This window comes from Geodermatophilus sp. URMC 64 (assembly GCF_053502555.1).
Genome location: NZ_CP199955.1, coordinates 128,202 through 151,964 on the forward strand (window position 1 = coordinate 128,202; position 23,763 = coordinate 151,964).

General features: G+C 75.3%; 21 protein-coding genes. 8 read left to right on the forward strand and 13 right to left on the reverse strand.

Features of this window, described 5'->3' with window-relative positions:
- Window positions 1-143 precede the first annotated feature (143 nt).
- From efeB to efeU, 3 genes are read right to left on the reverse strand one after another with little or no spacing between them, the layout of a single operon-like run.
- On the reverse strand, window positions 144-1,433 hold the full coding sequence (efeB, locus tag ACWIYF_RS00610; RefSeq protein ID WP_448626176.1) for an iron uptake transporter deferrochelatase/peroxidase subunit: 1,290 nt from the start codon (window positions 1,431-1,433) through the stop codon (window positions 144-146).
- Window positions 1,430-2,572 carry an iron uptake system protein EfeO gene (gene efeO, locus ACWIYF_RS00615; RefSeq protein WP_448626177.1) on the reverse strand — a complete coding sequence of 381 codons (1,143 nt, stop codon included), beginning with the start codon at window positions 2,570-2,572 and terminating at the stop codon, window positions 1,430-1,432. The genes efeB and efeO overlap by 4 nt, the downstream gene beginning before the upstream one ends.
- Window positions 2,559-3,452, reverse strand: coding sequence for an iron uptake transporter permease EfeU (efeU, locus tag ACWIYF_RS00620; RefSeq protein ID WP_448626178.1), 894 nt, complete (start codon window positions 3,450-3,452; stop codon window positions 2,559-2,561). Before efeU ends, efeO begins: the two co-directional genes overlap by 14 nt.
- 196 nt (window positions 3,453-3,648) lie before the next feature.
- Here efeU and ACWIYF_RS00625 point away from each other — a divergent pair, with 196 nt between their 5' ends.
- The 3 genes from ACWIYF_RS00625 (at window position 3,649) to ACWIYF_RS00635 (ending at window position 6,236) form a co-directional block, all read left to right on the forward strand.
- Window positions 3,649-4,614: a cyclase family protein gene (locus tag ACWIYF_RS00625; protein WP_448626179.1), complete on the forward strand. Its 966-nt coding sequence runs from the start codon at window positions 3,649-3,651 to the stop codon at window positions 4,612-4,614.
- A gap of 111 nt (window positions 4,615-4,725) precedes the next feature.
- Window positions 4,726-5,502: an enoyl-CoA hydratase-related protein gene (locus tag ACWIYF_RS00630; RefSeq protein ID WP_448626180.1), complete on the forward strand. Its 777-nt coding sequence runs from the start codon at window positions 4,726-4,728 to the stop codon at window positions 5,500-5,502.
- A gap of 134 nt (window positions 5,503-5,636) precedes the next feature.
- A complete protein-coding gene (locus ACWIYF_RS00635; RefSeq protein ID WP_448626181.1) occupies window positions 5,637-6,236 on the forward strand; it encodes a hypothetical protein in 600 nt (199 codons plus the stop codon).
- Here ACWIYF_RS00635 and ACWIYF_RS00640 read toward each other — a convergent pair.
- The 3 genes from ACWIYF_RS00640 to ACWIYF_RS00650 all read right to left on the reverse strand — a co-directional run bounded on the left by ACWIYF_RS00640 (window position 6,210) and on the right by ACWIYF_RS00650 (window position 10,932).
- A complete protein-coding gene (locus ACWIYF_RS00640) occupies window positions 6,210-7,712 on the reverse strand; it encodes a dynamin family protein (protein ID WP_448626182.1) in 1,503 nt (500 codons plus the stop codon). The two genes, ACWIYF_RS00635 and ACWIYF_RS00640, sit on opposite strands and share 27 nt — an antisense overlap.
- Window positions 7,709-9,559, reverse strand: coding sequence for a dynamin family protein (locus tag ACWIYF_RS00645; RefSeq protein ID WP_448626183.1), 1,851 nt, complete (start codon window positions 9,557-9,559; stop codon window positions 7,709-7,711). Before ACWIYF_RS00645 ends, ACWIYF_RS00640 begins: the two co-directional genes overlap by 4 nt.
- Window positions 9,560-9,690: 131 nt before the next feature.
- Entirely contained in the window at window positions 9,691-10,932 is a 1,242-nt protein-coding gene (locus ACWIYF_RS00650; protein WP_448626184.1) for an IniB N-terminal domain-containing protein, read from the reverse strand.
- 294 nt (window positions 10,933-11,226) lie between these two features.
- Here ACWIYF_RS00650 and ACWIYF_RS00655 point away from each other — a divergent pair, with 294 nt between their 5' ends.
- The gene (locus ACWIYF_RS00655) at window positions 11,227-13,038 is read left to right on the forward strand and encodes an Hsp70 family protein (protein WP_448626185.1); all 1,812 of its coding nucleotides are present in this window, start codon (window positions 11,227-11,229) and stop codon (window positions 13,036-13,038) included.
- The gene (locus tag ACWIYF_RS00660; protein WP_448626186.1) at window positions 13,035-15,623 is read left to right on the forward strand and encodes a LuxR C-terminal-related transcriptional regulator; all 2,589 of its coding nucleotides are present in this window, start codon (window positions 13,035-13,037) and stop codon (window positions 15,621-15,623) included. The genes ACWIYF_RS00655 and ACWIYF_RS00660 overlap by 4 nt, the downstream gene beginning before the upstream one ends.
- 129 nt (window positions 15,624-15,752) lie before the next feature.
- On the opposite strand, the gene ACWIYF_RS00665 is transcribed toward ACWIYF_RS00660, so the two are convergent.
- A complete protein-coding gene (locus tag ACWIYF_RS00665) occupies window positions 15,753-15,995 on the reverse strand; it encodes a hypothetical protein (protein ID WP_448626187.1) in 243 nt (80 codons plus the stop codon).
- Window positions 15,996-16,112: 117 nt separating this feature from the next.
- Between ACWIYF_RS00665 and ACWIYF_RS00670 the strand changes: the two genes are divergently transcribed.
- A complete protein-coding gene (locus tag ACWIYF_RS00670) occupies window positions 16,113-16,751 on the forward strand; it encodes an MBL fold metallo-hydrolase (protein ID WP_448626188.1) in 639 nt (212 codons plus the stop codon).
- Between the two features lie 22 nt (window positions 16,752-16,773).
- Here ACWIYF_RS00670 and ACWIYF_RS00675 read toward each other — a convergent pair whose 3' ends face one another.
- From ACWIYF_RS00675 to ACWIYF_RS00690, 4 genes are all read right to left on the reverse strand, one after another.
- On the reverse strand, window positions 16,774-17,052 hold the full coding sequence (locus tag ACWIYF_RS00675; RefSeq protein WP_448626189.1) for a GlsB/YeaQ/YmgE family stress response membrane protein: 279 nt from the start codon (window positions 17,050-17,052) through the stop codon (window positions 16,774-16,776).
- 307 nt (window positions 17,053-17,359) lie between these two features.
- A complete protein-coding gene (locus ACWIYF_RS00680; RefSeq protein ID WP_448626190.1) occupies window positions 17,360-17,632 on the reverse strand; it encodes a GlsB/YeaQ/YmgE family stress response membrane protein in 273 nt (90 codons plus the stop codon).
- A gap of 120 nt (window positions 17,633-17,752) precedes the next feature.
- On the reverse strand, window positions 17,753-18,220 hold the full coding sequence (locus tag ACWIYF_RS00685) for an SRPBCC family protein (protein ID WP_448626191.1): 468 nt from the start codon (window positions 18,218-18,220) through the stop codon (window positions 17,753-17,755).
- Window positions 18,217-18,957 (reverse strand): GntR family transcriptional regulator, encoded by a 741-nt coding sequence (locus ACWIYF_RS00690; RefSeq protein ID WP_448626192.1) that lies wholly within the window; start codon window positions 18,955-18,957, stop codon window positions 18,217-18,219. Before ACWIYF_RS00690 ends, ACWIYF_RS00685 begins: the two co-directional genes overlap by 4 nt.
- A gap of 161 nt (window positions 18,958-19,118) precedes the next feature.
- Here ACWIYF_RS00690 and ACWIYF_RS00695 point away from each other — a divergent pair, with 161 nt between their 5' ends.
- Together ACWIYF_RS00695 and ACWIYF_RS00700 are read left to right on the forward strand one after the other, a co-directional pair.
- Window positions 19,119-20,147 (forward strand): ATP-dependent 6-phosphofructokinase, encoded by a 1,029-nt coding sequence (locus ACWIYF_RS00695; protein WP_448626193.1) that lies wholly within the window; start codon window positions 19,119-19,121, stop codon window positions 20,145-20,147.
- A 185-nt stretch (window positions 20,148-20,332) separates the two neighbouring features.
- Window positions 20,333-20,914 (forward strand): TetR/AcrR family transcriptional regulator, encoded by a 582-nt coding sequence (locus ACWIYF_RS00700; RefSeq protein ID WP_448626194.1) that lies wholly within the window; start codon window positions 20,333-20,335, stop codon window positions 20,912-20,914.
- Here the strand turns inward: ACWIYF_RS00700 and ACWIYF_RS00705 are convergent.
- Together ACWIYF_RS00705 and ACWIYF_RS00710 are read right to left on the reverse strand one after the other, a co-directional pair.
- Window positions 20,911-22,005 carry a metallophosphoesterase gene (locus ACWIYF_RS00705; protein ID WP_448626195.1) on the reverse strand — a complete coding sequence of 365 codons (1,095 nt, stop codon included), beginning with the start codon at window positions 22,003-22,005 and terminating at the stop codon, window positions 20,911-20,913. The genes ACWIYF_RS00700 and ACWIYF_RS00705 overlap by 4 nt on opposite strands.
- Before the next feature lie 118 nt (window positions 22,006-22,123).
- Complete coding sequence (locus ACWIYF_RS00710) at window positions 22,124-23,662, reverse strand: CYTH and CHAD domain-containing protein (RefSeq protein WP_448626196.1); 1,539 nt, start codon at window positions 23,660-23,662, stop codon at window positions 22,124-22,126.
- Between the last annotated feature and the right edge of the window lie 101 nt (window positions 23,663-23,763).

Consider the following 23,763-nt stretch of genomic DNA (forward strand, 5'->3'; position numbering starts at 1 on the left):
GCCGCCCAAGGGCAGACGCTGACTGCGCCACCCGTGTCACTCGGTGCCCGGACGGCGCAGCACTCACACATGCCCCACCAGACGATATGTCAACACCGGGGCGGACGGACCGGTCCGCTATCGGACCGTGACGCACATCGCGCTCAGCCGTCGAACAGCGCCCGGCCCCACCAGTCGTCGTCCCCGCGGACGCCGGGCGGGCAGGCGAAGACCGCCGACGACGTGTGCTGGATGTACTCGTTCATCGCGTCGTGCCGCAGGTTCCTCTGCACCTGGACGAAGCCGGTCTCGGGATCGCGCTGGTAGGCGATGAAGAACAGCCCGGCATCGAGCCGGCCCAGGCCGTCGGAGCCGTCGACGAAGCTGTAGCCGCGACGCAGGATCGCCGTCCCGGCGTTGCTGGGGTGCGCGAGGAAGACGTGCGAGGTCTCGGGGACGGCGGGCTGCCCGTCGACGGTCTCCGAGAAGTCGACCGGGTCGAACTCTCGCCGCTGGCCGAGCGGGGCGCCGCTGCCCTTGGCGCGGCCGATCGTCTGCTCCTGGTCCTGCAGCGTCGAGGTGTCCCAGGTCTCGATGTGCATGCGGATCCGCCGGGTCACCAGGTACGACCCGCCGGCCAGCCAGCCGGCGTCGTCGTCCCCCACCCACACGAAGCGGTCCAGCGCCGCGTCGTTCTCCGCCTTGAGGTTGTCGGTGCCGTCCTTGAACCCGAACAGGTTGCGCGGGGTGGCCTGCCCCGAGCTGGTGGACGACGTCCGGCCGAAGCCCAGCTGCGACCAGCGGACGCCGACCACGCCCGCGCCCAACCGCACCAGGTTGCGCACGGCGTGCACCGCGACCTGCGGGTCGTTCGCGCAGGCCTGGATGCACAGGTCGCCGCCGCTGATGGCCGGGTCGATCGCGTCGCCCGGGAACGACGGCAGCGGCACCAGGGGCGCCGGCCGGCGGTCGGCCAGGCCGAAGCGGTCGGCGCCGTCCTCGGCGCTGAACAGGGTCGGGCCGAACCCGATGGTCAGCGTCAGCCCGGACGGCGGCAGCCCCAGCGCCTCGCCGGTGTCCTCCGGCGGCGCGTACGGCGAGCCGCCGACCGCGCCGATCTCGCCGGCGTCCTTCCCGGCGGTCATCCGCCGGGCGGCGACGGTCCACGCCTTCAGCATCTCGACCAGCTCGTCGCGGCTGTCGGTGATGACGTCGAAGGCGACGAAGTGCAGCCGGTCCTGCGCCGGGGTGACGATGCCGGCCTGGTGGGCGCCGTGGAACGCGACGGCGTCGGTGGCGTCGGTGGCGTCGGTGCCGGGCCGCGGCTCGTCGGCGGTGGCCCGCCCGATGGCGCCGCCGGCCGCCCCGGCCGCCAGCACGCCGGCGGTGCCGGCCCCGAACCAGCCCAGCAGCCGCCGGCGGGACAGCCCAGCGGCCGGCTGCGGCTCGCTCATCGGCCCGCGACGACCGCCGCGACCTGGCTGACCGACGCGGTCAGGGCCGTGATGCGGTCGGAGAGTCCGCGCAGCTGCTCCTGGGTGAGCTGCGCATAGGAGCGCCAGCCGTCGCCCTCGCGGTACTGCTCGAGCTCGGCCTCCGCGTCGGCGAAGCGCGCGTCGATCTCGGCCACCAGGTCGGCGTCCTGCTCCTCCAGGTAGGGGCGCAGCGCCTGGACGGCCGCCTCCGAGCCCTCGAGATTGGCGGCGAAGTCCCACAGGTCGGTGTGCGAGTAGCGGTCCTCCTCGCCGGTGATCTTGCCCGTGGCGATCTCGTCGAGGAGCTCCTTGGCGCCGTTGGCCAGCTGCAGCGGGTCCAGGGTCACCTGGTCGGCGCGGTCGACGACCTCCTGGACGTTGGTCAGCAGCTCGTCGGCGTACGGGCCCATCGCGGAGACGTCGCCGGTCTCCCACAGCGCCTGCTCGACGCGGTGGAAACCGGTGAAGTCCTGACCCTCCTCCTGGTCGCCCTCGCGGCCGTCGATGAGCGGGTCGAGGTCGCCGAAGCTCTCCGCGACCGGCTCGATCCGCTCCCAGTAGGTGCGGGCGATCGGGAACAGCCGCTTGGCCTCCTCGACGTCCCCGGCCTTGACCGCGGTGACGAAGGCGGTGGTCTGCTCCAGCAGCGCGCCAATCTGGCTCTGCACGTAGCGCTGGTAGTCGGCGCCGGCCTGCGCGAGGTTCTCGTCGTCCGACAGGCGGGTGGACTCGCCGGTGACCGTCAGCGCGGAGCGGATCCCGTCGCCGACCATGCCCGGCTTGCAGGCGGTCTCGTACGAGCCGGCGGTCAGCTCGACGCGCAGCTCGCGGGCGACCCCGGGGGCGATGTTCTCCACCTCGCCGACGACCCGGTCGCCCTCGCCGAACACGTAGAACTCGGTGATCTTCGAGCCGGTGTTGGTCACCGTGAAGGTGTGCGTGCCGGCCGGCAGCTCGTCGGCGGCGACGTCGCAGGTGTCGTCGCCGGCGGTCACGGCCACGGCGGCGGCGTCGGCGGGGGCGTCGTCCCCGTCCGACGAACCGCACGCGGCGGTGGTGAGCGCGGCGACGATCCCCGTCGTCAGCAGGGCGAGGCGGCGGCGGTCACGCACGGACATGCGAGGTCTTCTCCACGGGAGCAGGGGCGGCCGGCGGGACGTCGGCGACACGGTTGGGGGCGGCCGTACGGCCGCGGGACCGCCAGAGGAAGGCGACGAGCACCGGCACCAGGTAGGCCACCCAGGCGACCGTCTCGAGCACCGACGGCTGCGGCGTGATGTTGAACAGCCCGGCGATCACGGCGCCGTACCAGCTGCTCGGGTCGAGGACGCCGGAGATGTCGAAGGCGTAGGTGGTCAGGCCCGGCAGGACGCCGGCCTCCTGGAAGTCGTGGACGCCGTACTTGAGGATGCCGGCGGCCACGAAGATCAGCAGGACGCCGCTGACCGTGAAGAACGTGGTCAGGTTGATCCGGACGGCGCCGGCGTAGAGCAGCACCCCGAGGACGACGGCGGTGAGCAGGCCGGCGCCGATGCCCAGCAGCGGGGCGGCCGTCGTGGCGCCCTGCGCGGAGGCGAAGAACAGCAGCGTCGTCTCCAGGCCCTCGCGGGCGATGGCGAGGAACGCGATCCCGACGACCGCCCCGACGCCCATGCCGATGGCGCCGTCCAGCCGGCCGCGCAGCTCGCCGGACAGGCGGCGCGCGGTGCGCCGCATCCAGAAGATCATCCAGGTGACGAGGCCGACCGCGACCACGGAGGTGATCGCGTCGAAGAACTCGTGCTGGGGGCCGTACAGGACCGTCGACGAGAGGTAGGTCAGCAGCCAGCCGAAGCCCAGGCTCAGCGCCACGGCCGCGCCCACCCCGGCCCAGACGGGCAGCAGGTGCCGGCGGCGGCCGGTCTTGACCAGGTAGGCCACGAGGACGCTGACCACGAGGACCATCTCCAGCCCCTCGCGCAGGCCGATCAGGTAGCTGGCGAGGAACGCCTGACCCATCGCACGACCGCTCTCTGCCCGACTCCGCCCCGACCGGATAGCCTGAGGCAAGGCTTACCTTACTTCCGGTTGTCCGCGGCAACGATATGGCCGCTCCCGACCTTGCGACAGGGACGGCCACCTGTGACGGTGGGCACACCGGTGCCCGACGACGCCGCACCGGACTCTCACTGCCGAGACGAACGGGAGATCCACCATGGCCAGCCCCCAGACGACCGCCCCTGACATGACCGAACTGCTGGCCGACGCCCCCACCAACTGGGGCAAGTGGGGGGACGACGACGAGGTCGGCTGCCTGAACTACCTCACGGCCGAGGAGGTGCTGCGCGGGGTGCGGCACGTGCAGAAGGGCGAGGTCTTCACGCTGCAGCGGCTCATCGGCGACCCGAAGGGCGACCCGGTGTGGCCGGGCCGCTCCCCGGCCACGCGGACGATGCTGCTCGACGAGTCCACCTGGGACGCCGAGGGGGCGCCGCAGTTCCCCGGCGGGCTGCACTACGCGGACGACCGGATCGAGGCCTTCCTCCAGGGGTCGACGCAGTACGACGCTCTCGGCCACGTCTGGTACGGCGGCAAGATCTGGAACGGCTACGACGCCCGGACGACGGTCGGCGGGCTGGAGAAGGCCAGCGTCGAACCGATCGCCCAGCGCGGCGTCGTCGGCCGGGGAATCCTGCTGGACATGGCCCGCTTCCGGGGGAAGGACACCCTCGACAAGGGCGAGACGTTCACCCACGAGGACCTGCAGGAGTGCGCGCGGGCGCAGGGCATCGAGATCGAGAAGCACGACATCCTGGTCATCCGGACCAACTTCCTGCAGCAGTTCTTCGACCAGGGCGACGCGTTCTACGAGGGGTTCAACGAGCCGGGGCTGACCTACAGCCGCGAGCTGGTGCAGTGGTTCCAGGACATGGAGATCCCGAACCTGGTCACCGACACGATCGCCAACGAGGTGACCACCGACCCCGTCAGCGGTGTGGCGCTGCCGCTGCACTGCGCGCTCATGCGCAACCTCGGGATCACGCTGACCGAGATCGCCGACCTCGAGAAGCTGGCCGCGAGCTGCGCAGAGGACCGGCAGTACACGTTCCTCTACGCCGCCGCCCCGCTGAAGGTGCACGAGGCGAGCGGCTCCCCGGTCAACCCGCTCGCGATCAAGTGAGCTGACCGCGGCCCGGGGCCGCACAGGCATAGGAACCTATGCGTGCGTTTCGCCGCGGATCCGCATGTATAGGTTCCTATGCCTGACATCGAGGAAGGCGGGACGACGACGATGTCCGACACCGTGACCCGGGAGGACGCCGACGGCGTCGCGACGATCACCCTGCAGCGGCCGGGCCTCTCGCACGCCCTGCGCGCCGACCTGCTCGGCGTGGTCCAGGACGTCGCCGCCGACCCGTCGGTGCGGGCAGTCCTGCTCACCGGCAGCGGGCGCGCCTTCTGCGTGGGCCAGGACCTCGCCGAGCACGTGGAGTCCCTCCGCGGTGACGCGGCGAGCTCCCTGGGCGTCGTCGAGCAGGAGTACAACCCGCTGATCCTGGCGCTGGCCGGGCTTCGCGTCCCGGTCGTGGTCGGCATCAACGGCGCGGCCGCCGGCGCCGGGCTCGGCATCGCCCTGGCCGGCGATCTGCGGGTGGCGGCGGCCGGCGCGAAGTTCACGACGGCGTTCACCGGCATCGGCCTGTCCAGCGACTCCGGGCTGGCCGCGCGGCTGGTGCACACCGTCGGCCTGTCCCGGGCCACCGAGCTGCTGCTGCTGCCCGAGCCGTTCCTCGCCGAGACGGCGGCGCAGTGGGGGCTGGTGCACCGGGTCGTCGAGGCCGAGCGCGTGCTGCCCGAGGCCCAGACGCTCGCCGCGCGGCTGGCGACCGGCCCGACGGCGGCGTACGCGGCCGTGAAGACGGTGCTCGCGACGGCGGCGACGGATCCGCTCGCCGAGACGCTGGCGCTGGAGGCCCGGCTGCAGACCGAGCTCGGCGGCACCGCCGACCACCGCGAGGCCGTCGAGGCCTTCCTGGAGAAGCGGCCCGCCCGGTTCACCGGCCGCTGAGTCACGCAGCGCACCGCCGTCGCAGCGCGCGGTACCGACGGGCGGAGTACCGCGAGGTACCGGCGGACCCGTCCGCCGGTCGCGGCCCCCCGGCGGGCCGGGGTGCGAGTCTGCGCGGCACGAAGGAGGCGTTCGTGACCCTTGCCCAGGACCGCCCCGTGACACCGGCCGCCGAGCCCGGCCGCCCGACGCAGCCGCCCCTCCGGCCGGCCGGGCCGCCGCCGCGCCCGCGCGTCACCAGCGACCTGCCGCTGCCCGGCACGGTGGTCACCCGGGCCCGGGCACCGTGGCCGGTGCGGGCCGGCGGAGCGCTCTGGGCGCTCGCGCTGCTCGCCAGCGTGGTCGGGGTCGTCGTCGCCGCCATCGACTCGACCGGTCTGCGCAGCGACCTGCTCGACTCGGCGCGCGCCGCGGACCCGGACCGTGCGCTCTCGGTCCTCCAGGACGGCGCCGACCTCGTCCTCGCCGGCGCGATCGCGCTCACCGGGCTGGCGCTGCTGGCCCTGCTCGCCGGCGTGCTGCTGCTGCGCGGTCGCCGTCCGGCCGCGCGCTGGGCGCTGCCGGTGGCGGGCCTGCTCGCGCTGGCCGCTGCCGGCATCGACCAGGGCCTGGCGGAAGGCGGGGCGACGTGGCTGGACCGCGCGTCCTTCCTCGTCTCGGGAGGCCTCGTCGTCCTGGCGCTCGGGCTGGTGCCGCTCGCCCGGTCCTCACGCGCCTGGCTGCGCCGCCGCTGATCCCGCCAGGGCGCCGTCGAGCCCGGCGAGCACGCCCTCCACGGTGCGGACCACGACCCGGCACGCGTCCGCGGCGGCGCGCGAGGTCCCCGGGTCGGCCGCCCGCTCGCGCCACCGCCGCAGCTCCTCCAGGGCGGCGGCCCGCAGGGTCTCCTCGGGGACGTCGGGCGCCAGCCCCAGCCGCTCCGCGGGCCCCGTGCCGCCGGCCCCGAGCAGCCGCTCGGCCGGCCCCCGGAGGGCCGGAGGCAGCGGGGGGTCCGCGGCGGCCAGCCGGCCCATCAGCTCCAGCTCCGCGACGTCGTGGCGCGCGAGGCGGACCCGCTCCAGGTGCGCCCACAGCGTGCCGTCCCCGGGCACGGGCGAGGTGCGCAGCACCTGCTCCACGGTCCGCAACGCCGTGCCGGCCTTGACCGAGTCCGCGCGCTGCACGAAGCGGACGGCGAGCAGCCGCTGCAGCTCGGCCAGGCCGCTGCGCCGGATCAGCTCGTCGGCGAGCGCGTCGGCGTGCTGCGCGCCGCCGCGGATCAGCGCGACCGACAGCCGGATGCCGAAGAGGCCCAGCCGCTCGGCCAGCGACGCCCGGATCTCGGCCGCCACGGGGATCGGCGCCTCCGGCCGGCAGAACCGGTCGACGCTGAGCAGCATGCGCTCGGCGTCCGCCCGGTCGGCGTCGGCCAGGCTCTTGAGCGCGACGAAGTCCCGGTGCCGCAGCGTGCGCCCGGCCAGCCCGATCAGCCCCGACACGGGCAGCACCCCGGCGCCCAGCGCGCGGACGGCGGGGTCCTCGGCGGTGCGCCGGGCCAGGTCGTCGGCGGCGATGAGCGCGTCGAGCCGCCCGGACGCGGCCTCGTCGGCCCGCGACAGGACCAGCAGCGTCGTGGTGGCCAGCCCGGCGCCGCCCGTGGCCGACCGGAAGGCGGAGAGGACGGCGAGATCCTCCGGCTGCACCTGCCGGGTGAGGTAGACCAGCGCGTCCGGTGCCGGCACCTCGTCGGTGGCGACGAAGGCGCGGGTCCGCTCGCCCGCCCCGGCGGTCACGGAGGCGACCCCGGGGGTGTCCACGAGGGTCATGGGGACCAGCGCGGTCGTGGGCCAGTCGACCGCCAGGCGGTTCACCTCGGCGACCGGCGTGCCGCCGAGGTCGAGCCGCAACGCCCCCTCCGCCCGGTGCACCGGCAGCACCCGCGGCGGGCCGGTGACCGGGTGCAGCACCACCCGGGGGATCGGCCCGTTGCGGTACCAGGTGACGACGCGGGTGCACTCTCCGGCGTCGGTGGGCGCCAGCCGCTCCCCCACCAGCGCGTTGAGCAGCGTCGACTTGCCCGCCTTCACCCGGCCGACGATCCCCACCCGCAGCGGCTCGTCCAGCCGGTCGCGCTGCGCCCGCAACCGGGCCGCGGCGGCCGGCACGTCGGCGTAGCGGTCGAGCGCGGCGTCGAGGAGGTCGCGGATGTCGCCGCCGTCCGGGCCGGTCATCGGACCGCCGCCGTCCCGGGCAGCCGGCGCACCTCGGCGGTGAGCCGGTCGAGCTGCTCGAGCCGCCGGCGAAGCTCGCGCAGCCGCGCCTCGCGTTCGACCGCCGCCGTGCGGGTGGCCTGCTGGGCTGCGCGCTGCGCCTCGGCCAGGGTGCGGGACAGTTCCGTCACGGTCTCGGCGATGAGGTCGCGCAGCGTGCGCTGGACCGCGCGCAGCCGGTCCTTGAGGTGCTTGCCGGCCTGGAAGACGACCTCGTCGAGATGCCGGCGGACGATGCTGTTGGCCTCGTTCTGGCGGCGCTGCCGGCGGGCGGCGGCGTCGTCCTTGTAGGCCTTGCGGCCGAGCACCAGGCCGGCGACCACCGAGACCGGGTTGAGCAGCGGCATCCCGGCCAGGCTGGTGACCAGGCCGGTCATGAGGACGCCGCTGTACGAGCCGCGCATCCCCACGAGCAGCCGCTCGCGGACCGTCGTCGCCCCGCTGTCCAGCGCGGCGAGCTCCACCAGCGAGTCCAGCACCTGCCCGGCCTCGCCGATCGCCAGCTCCGGGACGACGGCCGCGCGGTCCGCGGCGAACTGCTCGACGACCCGCGCGGCCAGCCACTCCGAGCGCTGGGTGGCCCAGACGAAGCTGTCGGTGACCGCACCGGCCACCCGCTCCTCCAGCCAGTTGGCGATCTCGTCCCACATCGGCCCCGGGTCGTTGGCCTCGATCGTCTCCTCGGCCTCGCGGCCGATCACCCGCGACCGGTCCCGCAGGTCGAAGTCGATGTCGGCCATCAGGTCGGTGACCCCGTCGGAGAGCATCTGCTGCCAGCGCGCCGAGCGGCGGTTCAGGTCCTCGAGCCGGCCGCGGACGGCCTCCAGCTCGCGCGCGGTCTCGGCCAGGCTCGCCGGGTCCTGCAGCGCGGCCAGCTCGGCGCGGGTGGCCAGCGCCAGCTGCTCGGCGACCGAGGCGACGTCGCGGGCCACCGAGCTGCGCGCCCGCGCCGCCGCGGCGTCGCCCACCTCGCCGCGCAGGTGTTCCCGGAGGACGCCGACGCCGGACTCCTCGCGCAGCTCGGCGTCCCGCTGCGCCACCGCCATGATCTCCAGGACGGCGGAGACGGGGAGCACCGGCGCCTCGATCCCGGCCCGCGCGAGGTGGCCGCGGTCGAGGTCGGCCACCTGGCGCCAGTGCGGGTGCAGGTCGGTCTTGGTCAGGGCGACGACGACGTGCTCGCACAACGCGGCCGCCTGGCCGATGAACGCCAGCTCGGGCGCGGTGAACTCCTGCGAGGCGTCGCTGACCACGACCACGGCGTGCGCGCCCGGCAGCAGGCCCACGGTCCGCATCGTGAGCGCCGCGTTCACGCTGCCTACCCCGGGGGTGTCGACGATCTCGAGGCCGCCGGAGAGCCACTGCCGCGGCAGCTGCGCCTCGGCCTGCACCAGCCGGCCGCCGGCGCTCTCCGCCGCGCGGGCCACCTGCGCGACGAGGGTCTCGACCGGTACCGCGGTCCGCTCCAGGGCCGCGTCGTCGAGGAGGTCGGCGCCGTCGCCGTCCGGCCGGCCGAGGACGAGCGCCGCCGCGGGGGCCGGGCCGCCGCGGACCGCCGTCGGCACGGTCGTGGTGACCCCGGACCGGCCGATGGGCACCCCTTCCCCCGCCACGCCGCACACCGGGGCGCCCACCAGCGCGTTGACCAGGGTGCTCTTGCCCTGCCCCGCCTCGCCGGCGACCAGCACCCGGACCCCCGGGCGGGCGAGCCGCTGCCGGACCTGGGCGAGCCGGTGCTCGAGGTCCGGGCGGCCGCAGGCGGCGGCCAGCTCCTGCGCCCGGTCCAGCAGACCCGTGGGTGCGCTCACCCTTTCCCTCCCGACGACGGTGACGGCGGACGTGAGTCCGCCCGCATCCCATCAGCTCCGGATGCGGGCGGACAGCAGCCCGGCCCCGATCCCCCCCGAGATCGAGGCCGGGCCGAGCCGGTGCTGCTCTGCTACTGGTCGATGTCGTCGCCGGCGACCTGGACGTCCTCGACCTCGTTGTCCGAGAAGTTGTCGGAGAAGTTGTCCGAGAAGTTGTCCGACAGCGTGTCGTCGATGTCGTCGTTGGCCTGGACGACGCCGACGCTCTCGTTGGCCGTGTTCGTGTCCTCGGTGCCGGCGTTGGCGACGTCCCCGGCGATGGCCACGTTCACGTCGTCGACCTCGATGTCGGTGTTCGCCTCCGTGTTGAACGAGTCCTCGGTGTTGAAGGAGTCCTCGGCACCCGCGATGGAGCCGTCGCCGAGGGCCACGTTGACGTCGTCGACCTCGATGTCGGTCTCGGTGTTGAACGAGTCCTCGGTGTTGAACGAGTCCTCGGTGTTGAAGGAGTCGTTGGCGACGTTGCCGACGTCGGTCTGCGTGACGTTGGCGTCGCCGTCCCCGACCAGCACGTTGCCGCCGCCGCCGAACTCGTTGCCGTTGTTGTTGAACGCGTCGTCGATGTCGACGGAGTTGTCGGCGAAGGCCCCCGAGCCGGTCGCGTTGCCGTCGCCCTCGATGTCGTTGAAGGCGCCGTCGTTGATCGCGGCGTTGCCGATGCCGACCGCGGCACCGTCGCCGCTGTTGCTGATGTCGTTGAACGAGTTCGTGTTGGTGATCGGGGAGTCCTCGACGTCGTCGCCGGCCGCGATCCCGCCGTCGCCGGCGATCGCCACGGTCGAGTCCTCGGCGAAGATGTTGAACTGGTCGCCCCAGACGCTGTGCGAGAAGTCCACCGTGGTGGTCGCGTTGTACGTGTAGTTCTGCGACACGTACTTGATGTGCTCGATGGCCAGGACGCCGCTGTCGTGCTCGTGGCCGTTGTGGTGATCGGGCCGGGACCCGTGGTCCGGCCGGTACCCGTGGTCGTCGTCGTCGTGGTCGCGGTAGTGCTCACGCTCGTCGTCTTCGTCGTCGTCGCGGGCGTGCCCGTACCCGCCGTGCCCGCCGGAGCCGCCGTGAGCGGCCGAGACACCGTGACCTCCGTAGCCGCCGTGGCCGCCCGAGCCACCGTGGTCGGCGAAGGACCGCACGCCTGACGGGGCGTAGTCGGCCAGCATCGGCGCGATCGCCTCGACGTCAGCAGCGCACACGTCACCGAGCCCGGCGTCGTCGAGCTCGCCCTGAGGGTCCGCCGAGAACCGCGCCGCGGCCTCGGGGTCCTTCAGCAGCGAGATGATGAAGTCGAGCAGGGTGCTCGTGAGAGTGGACATGATCACCTGATCCCTGGTCCGCGCCGTCCGCCGTCGTCCGGCTGCTGGCGGTGAGTTTTCGGTCGGGGCGCCGGCCGGGCATCGGGCGCCGGCCCGCGACCGGACGACCCCGTACTAGGGGGTCTCCCCTGACACAGCGTTAGGGGATTCGGGGTGTCGCCCCCCACTTGGGCACCAGGGACGCCCATTGCGCGCACAGGCCCCACAAAGCGACTGCGCCTCGTTAGCGTCCGGAACCCGGACGCCCCTCAGCCCATCGGGTCGTCCTAGGTCGAAGAAGACCAGGGGGACTGGATGCGTTGGGACAGCTACGGGCTGGGGCTGGACGTCGGCGACTCGACCGTCACGGTGGCCGTGTGCCACTCCGGCGAGGAGCGGATCCCGGCCGAACCCCGGCGGCTGCGCCTATCCCTCCCGGGGGAGGACGACGCACCGGCCGGGCAGGCCATGGCACGGATCGGCGACCCGGTCCCGCTCTACGTCGGCGGGCGCGCGATGCCGGCCGCCGAGGCCGTCGCCGATGTCGTGACCGCGCTCGTCGACCGGATCGCCGAGGAGCAGGGCCGGCGCCCCGGCCGGACGGTCCTCACCGTGCCGCCCTCCTGGGGCGAGCACCGCCGCCGGCTGCTCGAGGACGCCCTCGCCGGCCGGGACGGCGAGGCCGACGGCCCGGCTGTGGTCCTGGTGTCCGGCGCCGTGGCCGTCACCCGGCACACCCGGGCGACCGGGGCGCTGCCGGCCGAGGCCACCGTCGCCGTGTACGACCTGGGCGCGAGCACCCTCGACACGGCCGTCGTGCGCAGCAGTGAGGACGGCGGCATCGAGCACGTCGCCCCGCCACCGGCACCGGTGCCCTGGGGCGGCCGGGACGTCGACGACGCCGTCGTCGCCCACGTCAGCGCCTTCCTGCCCCCGCCCGTCCGCCGGCGCGGCCTCCCGCCGCTGCCGGCCGTCGCGCCGACGGCCCTGCGCGGCGCCTGTGTCGCGGCCAAGGAGGCGCTCTGCACCGAGACCGACGTCCGGGTGGAGGTGGCGGAGGGGACGCGGCCGATCCGGCTGGTCCGCGAGGACCTCGACGAGCTGGTCGGCGAGGCCGTCGCCGCGTCGGTGGAGACCGTCCGCGCCGGGGTCACCCAGGCCGGCCTCGAGCCGGCGGAGCTGGACGGGATCGTCCTGGCCGGCGGCGGCGCCCGGCTGCCCGTGGTGGCCGAGGCGCTCTCGGCCGCGCTCGGCCGCCCGGTCCTCGTCACCGCGGAGCCGGAGCTCGCGGCCGCCCGCGGCGCCGCCGAGCTCGCCGTCGACCTGATCACCGCGCCGGTGCCGGCCGAGGCGGGGGACGACGAGCCGGATCCCGCGGGGCAGCACGACCGGCCGGTCGACGAGCTGTCCCGGGCCCGGGTACGCCACGCGGCCCGTCGCGAGGGCGGGCGCGGTTTCGGCACCGCGGCCCGCCGCGCCGGCCGGGTGGGGATCGTCGCCGCGTTCTTCATCGCCCTGCTCGTGGTGCCGGTGGTGCTGCTCGCCGCCCTGGACGACGACGTCCTGACCCCGCAGAGCAGCACCGCCGCCGCCGCGGCCGACGAGCCGGTCCCGCCGCCGCCCGCTCCGGCGCCCTCACCGGCGGCCGCGGTGGCGCCCGCGCCGGCGCAGGCGGCGCACGACGACGCGGTCGAGCCGGCCGCGCAGACCTCGGTCCGGACCAGCGCGAACTCTCCGGTCGGCGGCCCCCGCTCGACCCGGCGCCCGGCGACGACCGGCGGCGGGACGGCGCAGGCCCCGCCGTCCACCCAGGCAGCGGGGCCCGCCCCCGCCGGGACGCCGCCGGCCCCCCAGGAGACCGGCAGCCCCGCGGGCCCGGGCACCGGCATGCAGCCGCCGACCGACACCGGCAGCGGCACCGGCACGCCGACTCCCCCGGGCACCGGCACCCCGACCCCGCCGGACACCAGCACCCCCACTCCGCCGGACACCGGCACGCCGACCCCGCCGGACACCGGCACGGGGACCCCCACCCCTCCGACGACGCAGGACCCCCCGCCGGACGGCACGACCACACCCGAGACCGGCGACGCGACGGCTCCGGCCTCGCTGGAGGCGACGGCATGACGCTCCTCGACGGCTGGTCCCTCGACGCCGCGCCGACCGAGGGCGGCACCGATCTGCCGGCGACCGCGGAGCGGCTGCTCGGCGACCTCGGCGGCCCGAACGCCGGCGGCACGGTCGTGGCCGTCCGCGGGGCCGGCGGCACCGGCAAGAGCGCGCTGCTCGCGGAGCTGGGCGCGCTGTACGCGGCGGCCGGCCTGCCGGTGCTCGACCTGCGCCGGGCTCCCGCCGAGCTCCCCGGTGACGCGTCGCGCAGGGGCATCGCCGTCCTGGTCGACGACGCGCACCGGCTCGCCGGCCCGCAGCTGGCCAAGGTGCGGCGGCTGGCCGGCGACCCCGGCGTCCGCATCGCGCTGGCCTACCGGCCGTGGCCCTGCCCCCCGGAGCTGAGCGAGGTCGTGTGCGCGGGTGACTCCGGCGCGGCCGTGCTCGGCTACCTGACCCGGCCGGCGCTGCAGCGCTGGGCCACCCGGGAGCTCGGCACCGCCGTCGCCCCGTCGCTGGTGGACGCCGTCCTGCAGCAGACCGCCGGCCTGCCGGCGCTCGCGCTGCCGCTGCTGCGCTGGCTGGCGCGGACGGCGCCGAGCGCCGGCCCGGCGCGCGGCGCACCGGCCCACCCGGCGCGGATGGAGGTGCCGCCGGAGGTCACCGGCCGGATCCGGGGCGACCTCGCGGCCATGGACGACGGCGGGCGGGGCGTCCTCTGCGCCCTGGCCGTCGGCGCCCCGCTGGACACCGACCTCCTCGGCGACGCGCTCGAGGTGCCGTCCCGCCAGGCCGCGGAGCTGGTCAGCTGCGCGCGGGCCAGCGGCTACCTGCTGCCGTCGGGCCAGGTCATCCCGCTGGTCCGCCGTGTGCTGCTGGCCGGGGCACCGCGGGAGACCGTCCGCGGGCTGCGCCGGCGGCTGCTCGGCCTGCTGCTCGACCGCGGGGACCAGCCGGTGGAGCTGGCCCGCGCGCTGGCCGCCGAGGGCGACCGCGACGCGCGCGCCGGGCAGCTGCTCGAGGAGCTCGGCAGCGCGGCGCTGACCTCGGACCCGGGGCTGGCCGGGGAGCTGCTCGCCGACGCCGCCGCGGTGGGCCGCCCGGCCGGCGCGCTGGCCGCCCGGCGGGCGCAGGCCGCGGCCCTGCTCGGCGACTTCGACCCGGCCCTGCAGTGGGCCGACACCGCGCTGCAGGACGACGCGGTGCCCGACCGGCCGCGGGCCGCCGGCGTGGCCGCCGCCGTCCTCGCCCAGCGGGGGCTGCTCGCCCGCAGCGCGGACCTGCTCCGGCTGGCGGGGCCCGACGCCGCCGGCGCGCGGGCGCTGGTGCTGCTCGCCGGCGGCGCCCGGGACGAGGCCGAGGCGGCGCTCCGGGACGACGGCTCGTCGGCCGCGGGCCTGCTGGCCGCCGGGCAGACCCTCACCGCGCAGGGCGTACTGGCCTCGCTGGGCACGGCGGGCTCGGACGACGTGGCGGTCACCCTGTCGCTGCTCGCCCGCGCGACGGCGCTGCTCGAGCCGATCGGCCGCGGGGTGCTGCTCACCGACACCCCCGCCGCGCTCGCCGCCCTGGTCGCCCTGCACAACGGGGAGCCGGCCATCGCCGAGTCGGTGCTGCGCCGGGCGCTGACCACCGACCTCGGCGGCCGTCCCGCGCGCTCGCGGCACCTGCTGCTGCTGGCGTGGGCGGCGATGCTGCGCGGCCGGCTGCACGCGGCCCGCGGCCACATGACCGAGGCGGCGGGCGACCGCGACGGCCGGCTCGAGCCGCGCGACGAGCTCTTCCTGCGGGCGCTGGAGGTGGGCCTCGCCCGCCGGACCAGTGACCTGCCGGCCCTCACCCAGGCCTGGGAGCGGGCCCGCGAGGCGCTGCTGCGCCAGCCGGTCGACCTGTTCGCGCTGCTGCCGCTGGGCGAGCTGGTCGTGGCCGGGTCCCGGCTCGGCGCCGCGGAGGTGCTGGCGCCGCACCGCGCGGCCGCGGCGGAGCTGCTCGCCCGGCTCGGGGGGGCGCCGCTGTGGGCGACGGCGCTGCACTGGAGCGGCGTACAGGCCGCGATCCTGACCGGTGACCCCGCCGCCCTGGGGCCGCACGCGACGGCGCTGGTCAGCGCCGCGCGCACGAACCGGTTCGCGGCCGCGCTGGTGCCGGCCGGCCGGTCGTGGCTTCGGGTGCTGACCGACGACGTGGACGCCGCCGCGGTGGTCGCGGCGGCGGAGGGCCTCGGCGGGGTGGGGCTGGCGTGGGACGGCTCCCGGCTGGCCGGGCAGGCCGCGGCCCGGGCCGCCGATCCCCGCGACCGGACGGCGCTGCTGCAGTGCGCGCGGGCGCTGGCCGAGGACGACGGGACGGAGCCCGCGGCCCGGCCGGGCGCGGCGCCCCCGGAGGCGGGACCGGAGGCCGGGCGGGGCTGCCAGCTCAGCTCACGCGAGCGGGAGGTGGCCGAGCTGCTGGTCGCCGGGCAGACCTACCGCGAGGTCGGCGGCCGGCTGTTCATCTCGGCGAAGACCGTCGAGCACCACGTCGCCCGGATCCGGCAGCGGCTGGGCGCCAGCAACCGGTCGGACCTGCTGGCCCGTCTACGGGCCGAGCTCGCGCTCGACTGAGAAAGGACCCGGGGCGGGGCCCTGGAAGGGGCCGTTCCAGCACGTCACCAGGCCGGCGCCGGTCGCCGGGGCTCCCCCACCCCACCCGGCGACCGGGCGTCCGGGCGCCCTCGCGCGGGCGTCAGCGCGTCAGCGGGCGAGCGTGACGCAGGCGGGGCAGACGTCGCGGGCGGCGATGGGCCAGGAGACGTCGGTCATGATCCGGGCGAGTGAACCGCAGAGGGTGAGCTCGCAGGCGCCGTCGAACTCGACGGCCGGGCGGTGCACCTCGACGGCGTGCCACAGGGCGGTGGTCGGGCCGTGCGCGCGGCTTCGGGCCGCGGCGTAGACGGTGGTGAAGGGAAGGGCCGGGGCGACGGTCGAGGTGGTCATGCCCCGATCGGTCGGCAGGTCGCCGTCCTGCGGTTACGGCCCCGGCCGGTCCCCTCCCCCCGAAGGGTGAGACGGCACGGCTGCGCGCGGTCCCGGGGCGGGGTGCAGGATGCGCTCATGGAGCTCACCAAGCACGGTCACGCGTGCGTCGCCCTCAGCCAGGACGACCGCCGGCTCGTCATCGATCCGGGGGCCTTCACCGACCCGTCGGCCCTGCAGGGCGTGAGCGCCGTCCTGGTGACCCATGAGCACCCGGACCACTTCGAGCCCGAGCGGCTGCGCTCGGCTCTGGACGCCGACCCGGGGCTGGAGGTCTGGACCAACGGCTCGGTCGCGAAGCAGCTCGAGGGCATCGGCAACCGCGTGCACGTGGTCGGGGACGGCGATGCGGTGACGGTGGCGGGCTTCGACGTGCACGTGCACGGCGAGCTGCACGCCGTGATCCACCCGGAGCTGCCGCGGATCCCCAACATCGGGTTCCTGGTCGACGGCCAGGTGTTCCACCCCGGCGACGCGCTCACCGTGCCCGGCGAGCCGGTGCCCACGCTCCTCCTGCCGCTGCACGCGCCGTGGTCCAAGGCCGGGGAGCTCATCGACTACGTGCGGGCGGTCGACGCCGACCAGGCGTACGCCGTGCACGACGGCCTGCTCAACGACGTCGGCCTCGGCCTCATGACCGGCCTGCTCGGCGAGCGGGGGCCGGGCACCCCCACCCCGTTCAGCCGACTGGCCCCCGGGGACTCGGTCGATCTCTGAGCCGAGCCCCCGGGGCCCGGCGTCAGCGGACGGCGCGCCGGCGGCCGCCGGAGAGGCCCTCGGCGACGCCGACCAGCAGGACGGCGGCGATCACCGCGATGATGAAGCCGAGGATGTTCAGCTCGAAGATGTTCGTGCTGTCGTTGATCAGGCCGCCGATGACACCGCCGATGATCGCGCCCACGACGCCGAGCAGCAGGGTCGCGAGCACGCTCATGTGCTGCTTGCCCGGCTTGATGAGCCGTGCGAGCGCACCGATGATCAGGCCGACGACGATCAGGCCGAGGATCTGGAAGATCACGGTTCTCCTCCTGGTTTGAGGACCGGCGCTCGTCCCCCGCCCGGCGGGTTGCCAGGTGCACGGCACCGGTGCGTGCGGCGCACATACCCCTGACGACCGGCGACGATGCGCGGTTCCCCCTAACGGGGACGCACGTCACCCCAGGGTGACCTGGGGTGACGTGCGCCTGCAGCGTGTCGAGCGCGGCGTCCACGGTGCGCCGGACCGGGCCCGCGAGGGCGCGGCGCGGCACCCGCTGCACGACCCGGTCACCGCCCTCCGCCTCGTGCGGGAGCGTGACCGTGGCCCGCGCGGCGCGGGCCGCGGGTCAGCGGACGGCGCGCCTGTTGCGTCCGGTGAGCGTGGATGCCGCCACCACGAGGATCGCCGCCAGGATGATCGAGATGATCCACCTGATCCAGTCGATGCCGGGAGTCTCCTTGACCCCCAGCGCGCCGCTCACGTAGTACCCGATGAGCACCCCGCCGATGCCGCACAGCAGCGTCAGCCAGAGAGGCGTGTTGTCTCGCGCGCCAGGGGCTACGAACTTCCCCAGCAGGCCGATGATGAGCCCCGCGACGATCAGTCCGATGATCTCCATAGCCCACTCCTTCACTCGACCGGCATGTCCTGGCACTCGCCGGTTGGGCACGCCTGTGCACCACGAGCTCTCGTACCCGTTTGACGATCATCGATGCACGGATCCCCCGAAGAGCAGGTGTCAGGCCTTGCGCACCGCCTGCTCCACGTGCGCGGGCAGCTTGTCGAGCTCGGCATCCACCGTGCGCTGGACCAGGCCCTTCAGGGAACGGCGCTGCACCCGCTGCACGATGCGGTTGCCGCCCTTGGCCTCGTGCGTGAGCGTGATGGTGACCCGCGTGGCGCCGGCTCCGGCGTCGGCCAGCTCGATCCGGGTCGTCCAGGTCTCCGGGGTCAGGTCCAGCCGGGTGGCGACCACCGTCCGCGGCGCCCACTCGACGATCTCGCCGCGGGGCGCGTTCTCCGCGGGCGGGCGGCCGTCGAGCCGGCCGGGCACGCACACGAACGTCGTCCCCGTGCCGCCGGTCGCCGACCCGTCGACGACGTACGAGACGTCGCACACCGCGCAGTAGGGCTCGAGGACGGCGAGGGCCTGCCACACCCGCGCGCGCGGGAAGGGGACCTCCCGGCTGCCGCTGGCCGTGGTCATCGGCCGCTGACCGAGACCTCGAACTCGACCTGGCTGACGTCGGGCCGCAGGCGGGAGAAGCTGTGCACCAGCGGGTGGCCGCCGCTGTCGTGCACCGTCGTCCGCACCACCAGCAGCGGCGAGCCGGCGACGACGTCGAGCAGCTCGGCCTCGTCCGGGGCGGCCATGCCGACGTCGACGACGATCCGGGCGTGCGCCAGGTCGGCGGCGTACTCGCGGCGCAGGTACTCGTAGAGCGAGCCCTGGCTCAGGTCGGCCTCGGCGGCCTTCGGGTAGAGCGCGGCGGGCAGGAAGCTGTGCGCCACGTGGTTGGGCGCGCCGTCGACGCTGCGCAGCCGCACCAGCTCCACGACGTCGTCGGCCACCTCGAGCGCGAGCTCCCCGGCCACGGACGACGGCGCCGGCACGATCCGCTGGGTCAGCACCGTCGTGCCCACGTGCGCGCCCTGCTCGGTCATCACCGAGGTGAAGCCCGCGATGCGGTGCACGAAGCTCTCGCGGTACTCGTGCCTGATCGCCGGCCGGGTGACGAACGTGCCGCGCCCCTGCTCGCGCACCAGGTGGCCGTCGGCGACGAGTCCGTCGACGGCCCGGCGCAGCGTGATCCGGCTGACCCCGTACTCGGCGCACAGCTGCGGCTCCGGGGGGAGCAGCGTGTGCTCGGGCAGGGCCGCGACGCGGCGCCGCAGGTGCTCGCGGACCGACAGGTACTTCGGTCCCGCCGGCGTGGTCGTCACGGGGTCAAAGGTACTGGACCGAAAGACGTCTGGTCGTCATGTCGTTTGGGACGTCCGTCTCCCGGCCGATTTCCGCCGGACGCGCCGCGGTGAACCGACTCGTCGAGACGTCATGACGTACTGTCCTCCTCGACCCGGCCCCGACTCGAGGAGAGCTGCCGGTGCGCATCGGCATCCTGACCGGCGGGGGCGACTGCCCCGGCCTCAACGCCGTCATCCGCTCGGTCGTCCGCTCGGCGACGATCCACTACGACAGCGAGGTGCTCGGCTTCCGCGACGGGTGGCGGGGCCTGCTCGAGGACCGGACGACGCCCCTGGACATCGGCGACGTCGACGGGCTGCTGACCCGCGGGGGGACGACGCTCGGCTCGGCCCGCGTCGCCCCGGAGAAGCTGCACGCGGGCGTCGCGCAGATGAAGGGCGTGCTGGCCGCGCACGGCATCGACGTCCTCGTCCCGATCGGCGGCGAGGGGACGCTCACCGCGGCGAACCTGCTCTCGGAGGCCGGCGTCCCGGTGGTCGGCATCCCCAAGACCATCGACAACGACATCGACGGCACCGACCTGACCTTCGGCTTCGACACCGCGGTCAGCATCGCCACCGAGATGATCGACCGGCTGCACACCACGGCCGAGTCGCACCAGCGGGTGCTGCTGGTCGAGGTGATGGGCCGCCACGCCGGCTGGATCGCCCTGCACGCGGGGCTCGCAGCGGGCGCCCACGTCACCCTCGTGCCCGAGGAGCCGTTCGACGTGGCCGAGGTCGCCAAGATCGTGGAGGCACGGTTCGACCGCGGCGACTCGCACGTCATCGGCGTCGTCGCGGAGGGTGCGCAGCCGCTGCCGGGCACGATGCCGCTGCGCGACGGCGGGGTCGACGAGTACGGCCACCGCCGGTTCACCGGGGTGGCCCAGCAGCTCGGCGAGGAGCTGGAGCGGCGCACCGGCAAGGAGGTGCGCACCACCGTCCTCGGGCACGTGCAGCGCGGCGGCACACCGACGTCGTTCGACCGGGTGCTGGCAACCCGGTTCGGGCTGCACGCGACCATCGCGGCGCACGAGGGCCGGACCGGGTGCATGGTGGCGCTGCGCGGCACCGAGATCGAGCTGGTCCCGCTGGCCCGGGCGGTCGCGCGCCTGAAGACCGTCACGCCGTCGCGGCTGGCCGAGACCGGCGCCTTCACCGGCTGAGCAGCTCCGCGTCCTTCCTACCCGCACGCACCGGGTCGGAGTGAGGCGCGGCGCGGATGGGTAGACGTGCCCCGTGCGCGCAGGTGTCCACCCCCCCGAGCGCGAGCCGGCAACGCCCGCCCACTGGCAGCGAGCTCCGGAGAGGCGCCTGGCCAGACCTGTGTGCGGCAGAGCACGATCTGACCGTGACCGTGACGTCTGACTGGCGCGCCCGCAAGCGCGACGAGACCCACCAGCGCCTCTACGAGACGGGCATGCGCCTGTTCCGCGAGCGCGGCTACGACCGGGTGAGCGTCGGCGACATCGCGTCGGCGGCGAAGGTCTCGGTACCGACGTTCTACGCGCACTTCCAGAGCAAAGAGCACATCGTGATGCCGATGCCCACCCAGGAAGAGGTGGACCGGGTCCTCGCCGCGCAGCCGGCCGACCTGCCCCTGGCCGAGCGGGTCCGCAGCGGCATCCTCGCCTGGCTGGCGCACTACGACCCCGAGGAGCGCGCCCGGCTGCTCGAGCGGTGGCGGATCGTGGTCGCGACGCCGGGGCTGCGCAACCGCGCCGCGGAGTTCGAGCGGGCGACCGCCGGGCTGGTGTCCGACACGCTCAAGGCCGACGCGAAGCCCGACAGCTCACCGGTCGCGATGGAGGTCGTGGTGAACGCGAGCCTGTCCGCGTACACCCAGATCCTGCTGCGGTGGGCCGAGGCCGACGGGCGGCAGCCGCTCGAGCAGGTCGCGGAGGACGTGCTGGAGGCGCTGCGCGGACTCTAAAGAGCCCGGAGTTCGATGACGGTCACCTCGGGGCGGGCGCCGATCCGCATGGGCGGGCCCCAGAAGCCGACCCCCGAGGTGACGTAGAGCTGGGTGTCGCCGTGCCGGGAGAGTCCTTCCACGGCCGGCTGGTCGGTGCGGATGGCGTAGTCGAAGGGCCACAGCTGCCCGCCGTGGGTGTGTCCCGACAGCTGCAGGTCGATCCCGGCTTCCTGGGCCTGCGGCAGCATGAACGGCTGGTGGGCCAGCAGCACCACCGGCCGGCTGTCGTCCCGGCCGTCGAGCGCGGCGTCGAGGTCCGCGCCCTGTCCCGGGACCCCGGACGACGCCGCCGTCCGGTCGTCGATGCCGGCCAGGTCGAACGCCGCCGTCCCCCGGCTGATCTGCACGCGCTCGTTGCGCAGGACGTCGATGCCGAGGGTCGGGAGATGCCGGAGCCACGGGAGCGTGTCGACGAAGTACTCGTGGTTGCCGGTCACGAAGTAGACGCCCTGCTCGCTGACCAGGTCGGCCAGCGGGGCCACCGCGCCGCGCAGCTCGTCGACGTCGCCGTCCACCAGGTCGCCGACGATCGCGACCACGTCCGGGCGCTGCTCGTTGACCAGCTCCACCACCCGCTCGAAGCGCCGTCCGCCGTAGGTGGCCGACAGGTGGATGTCGGAGAAGGTGACGATCCGCAGTCCGTCGAGCGCCGGGTCCAGCCGGGGCAGGGTCACCGGCACCCGCCGCACGCCCGGCGCGGTGTTCGCCAGCCACGCGCCGGTCCCCGCCGTGCCGACGGCGACCACCCCGGCGGTGAGCGCGAGCCCGCGGCCCAGCAGCAACCGGCGGGACGGATCGGCGACGGTCTGCTCGGCGACCGCCGCACCCGGCGCGTCCCGGCGCGGCCGGCGGGTCCACCGGCGCAGCGCCAGCCGGACCGGCTCCAAGGCCACAAGCGCGAGGAAGGCGTAGAAGGCCAGGCCGAGCCAGCTGTAGGCGACCCAGTCCAGCGGCGCGGCGGCCGTGAGGGGGAGGCTGCGGCGGGTGAGCACCGCCACCGGCACCAGCACGGCGAGGACGACGGTGAGCAGCGTCAGCCACCGGCGCAACCGACCCGGGGACGTGGTGCCGCGGACCAGCCGAAACCACAGGTAGGCGTGCAGGAGGACGACGGCGAGCGCGATGACCGTGCCGAAGCCCAGCAGGCGGATGACGGACAGGGGGACCTCAGCTCTTCGTCGCCGCGCGGATCGCCCGCCGCAGCCCCGGTTCGAGGCGCCAGAACTCGGCCTCGGTGGTCGCCGCCCGCGCCTCCTCCAGCGCGTGCAGCCGGCCGTAGCTCCACGCATTCTCCCCGGCCGCGGCGGCGGCCAACCCGAGCCGCCGGCACTGCTCGCGGGTGACGACGGTGTCCTGCCGCTCGCCCAGCACGTCCTGGACCGTCTTCATGCAGTCCACCAGCGCCGCGGCGTCGTCCCCGAGCACCGGGGCGGCGACCTCGGCGGTGTAGCGCACGCGCTTGGCCGCCTTGCGCGTCTCGTGCAGGGAGCCGCCGGCCGCACCGTCGCGCGCCGCGGAGATCCGGCGGCGCAGCCGCCTGCCGGCGCGGTGCACGGCGTCGGCGAGCACCGGGCCGGCCGGGGTGTCCGCGGCCCCGGTCAGCGGCGGGTCGTCGAGCAGGGCGTGCAGGTCGTCGAGCAGGCGGAGGTAGCGGGCATCGGCCAGCGTCCGCGCAGCCCGCTTGCGGCCCTCCTCGGCGTCCTTGATGGCGGCCTGCTGCAGGCGCGCGGCGACCGGCCCGAGGAGCAGCTCGTCCGGCTGGGCGGCCGCGAGGTCGCGCAGCCGGCCGAGCGCGACCTGGCCGTCGCGGGCGGCGGACAGCTCGGCGCCCACCCAGCGCAGCTCGTCGCGGAGCGGCTCGGTGCGCGCGCGGTCGAGGACCGGCCGGTAGGCGGCGAGGATGCTGCGCAGCCGCCGGCAGGCCACCCGCAGGTCGTGCACGCCGTCGGGCTGGTCGGTGCGCACGAGCAGGTCGGCGTCCTGCAGGGCGCTCACCTGCGCCGCCAGCGCGGCCAGCACGACCTGCCCCGCGGTCACCTTCTTCCGCTTCTTCTTGCCCGTCGGCAGCGCCGGGGCGCCGTCCAGGGCCGCGAGCCGCTCGCCGAGGACCCGCGCCAGCTTGGACGGCGACGGCGACGGGCCGGCCCCGGCCGCGACGAGCCGCTCGGCGACGGCGGCCAGCAGCGGCTCGGCGCCGTCCACCAGCTCGACCTCGAGCTCGCGCCAGACGTGCACGGCGGCCGGCTGCTCCGGATCCGCGGCCAGCGCCGTCCCGGTGACGGTGTCGTCGGCGACCTCGGCCAGCACCCGGCCGTCCTCGCCGCGCAGCAGGGTGACCAGCCGCCGGGTGCGCAGCGTGGCGACAGGCCCGAGGCGCGCGTCGCGGACGATGCCGCGCACGGGCGCCGCCACCGCCTTCGGGGGGACCCGCCCGGCCCGTCCGAGCGGGGAGTGCAGCTCCCGGCGCGCCCCGGCCGTGGCAGGCAGCTTGACGTGCCAGCCGGCGTCGGGTCCGCCGGTCCGCCGGCGCATCGTCACGCGGGCGCGGGCCAGCCGCAGGTCGGCGGTGTCGTGGTAGACCGCCTCGAGCTGCCGCTCCTCCGGCGCGTCCACGGCGGCCACCCCGTCGACGTCGTCCAGCCGGGGCAGCACGAACTCCGGGGGGACGTCGAACTTCTGCTCGATCTCCACGTGGCCTGCGGACATCTCGGGCTCCTCGCTGCTGGGCCTTCCCGGACGATCCCACCACCTGGCCTGTCCGTGCGCCCGTGATGTTCACCGGTCCCGTGCGCTGGGCACCGTCCCCG

What these genes read in the sequence shown, in the direction of transcription:
- ACWIYF_RS00710 (WP_448626196.1), bottom strand. Translation starts at nt 23,662, where the DNA reads ATGTCCGCAGGCCACGTGGAGATCGAGCAGAAGTTCGACGTCCCCCCG.
- ACWIYF_RS00625 (WP_448626179.1), top strand. Translation starts at nt 3,649, where the DNA reads ATGGCCAGCCCCCAGACGACCGCCCCTGACATGACCGAACTGCTGGCC.
- ACWIYF_RS00630 (WP_448626180.1), top strand. Translation starts at nt 4,726, where the DNA reads ATGTCCGACACCGTGACCCGGGAGGACGCCGACGGCGTCGCGACGATC.
- ACWIYF_RS00660 (WP_448626186.1), top strand. Translation starts at nt 13,035, where the DNA reads ATGACGCTCCTCGACGGCTGGTCCCTCGACGCCGCGCCGACCGAGGGC.
- ACWIYF_RS00680 (WP_448626190.1), bottom strand. Translation starts at nt 17,632, where the DNA reads ATGGAGATCATCGGACTGATCGTCGCGGGGCTCATCATCGGCCTGCTG.
- ACWIYF_RS00670 (WP_448626188.1), top strand. Translation starts at nt 16,113, where the DNA reads ATGGAGCTCACCAAGCACGGTCACGCGTGCGTCGCCCTCAGCCAGGAC.
- ACWIYF_RS00650 (WP_448626184.1), bottom strand. Translation starts at nt 10,932, where the DNA reads ATGTCCACTCTCACGAGCACCCTGCTCGACTTCATCATCTCGCTGCTG.
- efeU (WP_448626178.1), bottom strand. Translation starts at nt 3,452, where the DNA reads ATGGGTCAGGCGTTCCTCGCCAGCTACCTGATCGGCCTGCGCGAGGGG.
- ACWIYF_RS00685 (WP_448626191.1), bottom strand. Translation starts at nt 18,220, where the DNA reads ATGACCACGGCCAGCGGCAGCCGGGAGGTCCCCTTCCCGCGCGCGCGG.
- ACWIYF_RS00665 (WP_448626187.1), bottom strand. Translation starts at nt 15,995, where the DNA reads ATGACCACCTCGACCGTCGCCCCGGCCCTTCCCTTCACCACCGTCTAC.
- ACWIYF_RS00655 (WP_448626185.1), top strand. Translation starts at nt 11,227, where the DNA reads ATGCGTTGGGACAGCTACGGGCTGGGGCTGGACGTCGGCGACTCGACC.
- efeO (WP_448626177.1), bottom strand. Translation starts at nt 2,572, where the DNA reads ATGTCCGTGCGTGACCGCCGCCGCCTCGCCCTGCTGACGACGGGGATC.
- efeB (WP_448626176.1), bottom strand. Translation starts at nt 1,433, where the DNA reads ATGAGCGAGCCGCAGCCGGCCGCTGGGCTGTCCCGCCGGCGGCTGCTG.
- ACWIYF_RS00640 (WP_448626182.1), bottom strand. Translation starts at nt 7,712, where the DNA reads ATGACCGGCCCGGACGGCGGCGACATCCGCGACCTCCTCGACGCCGCG.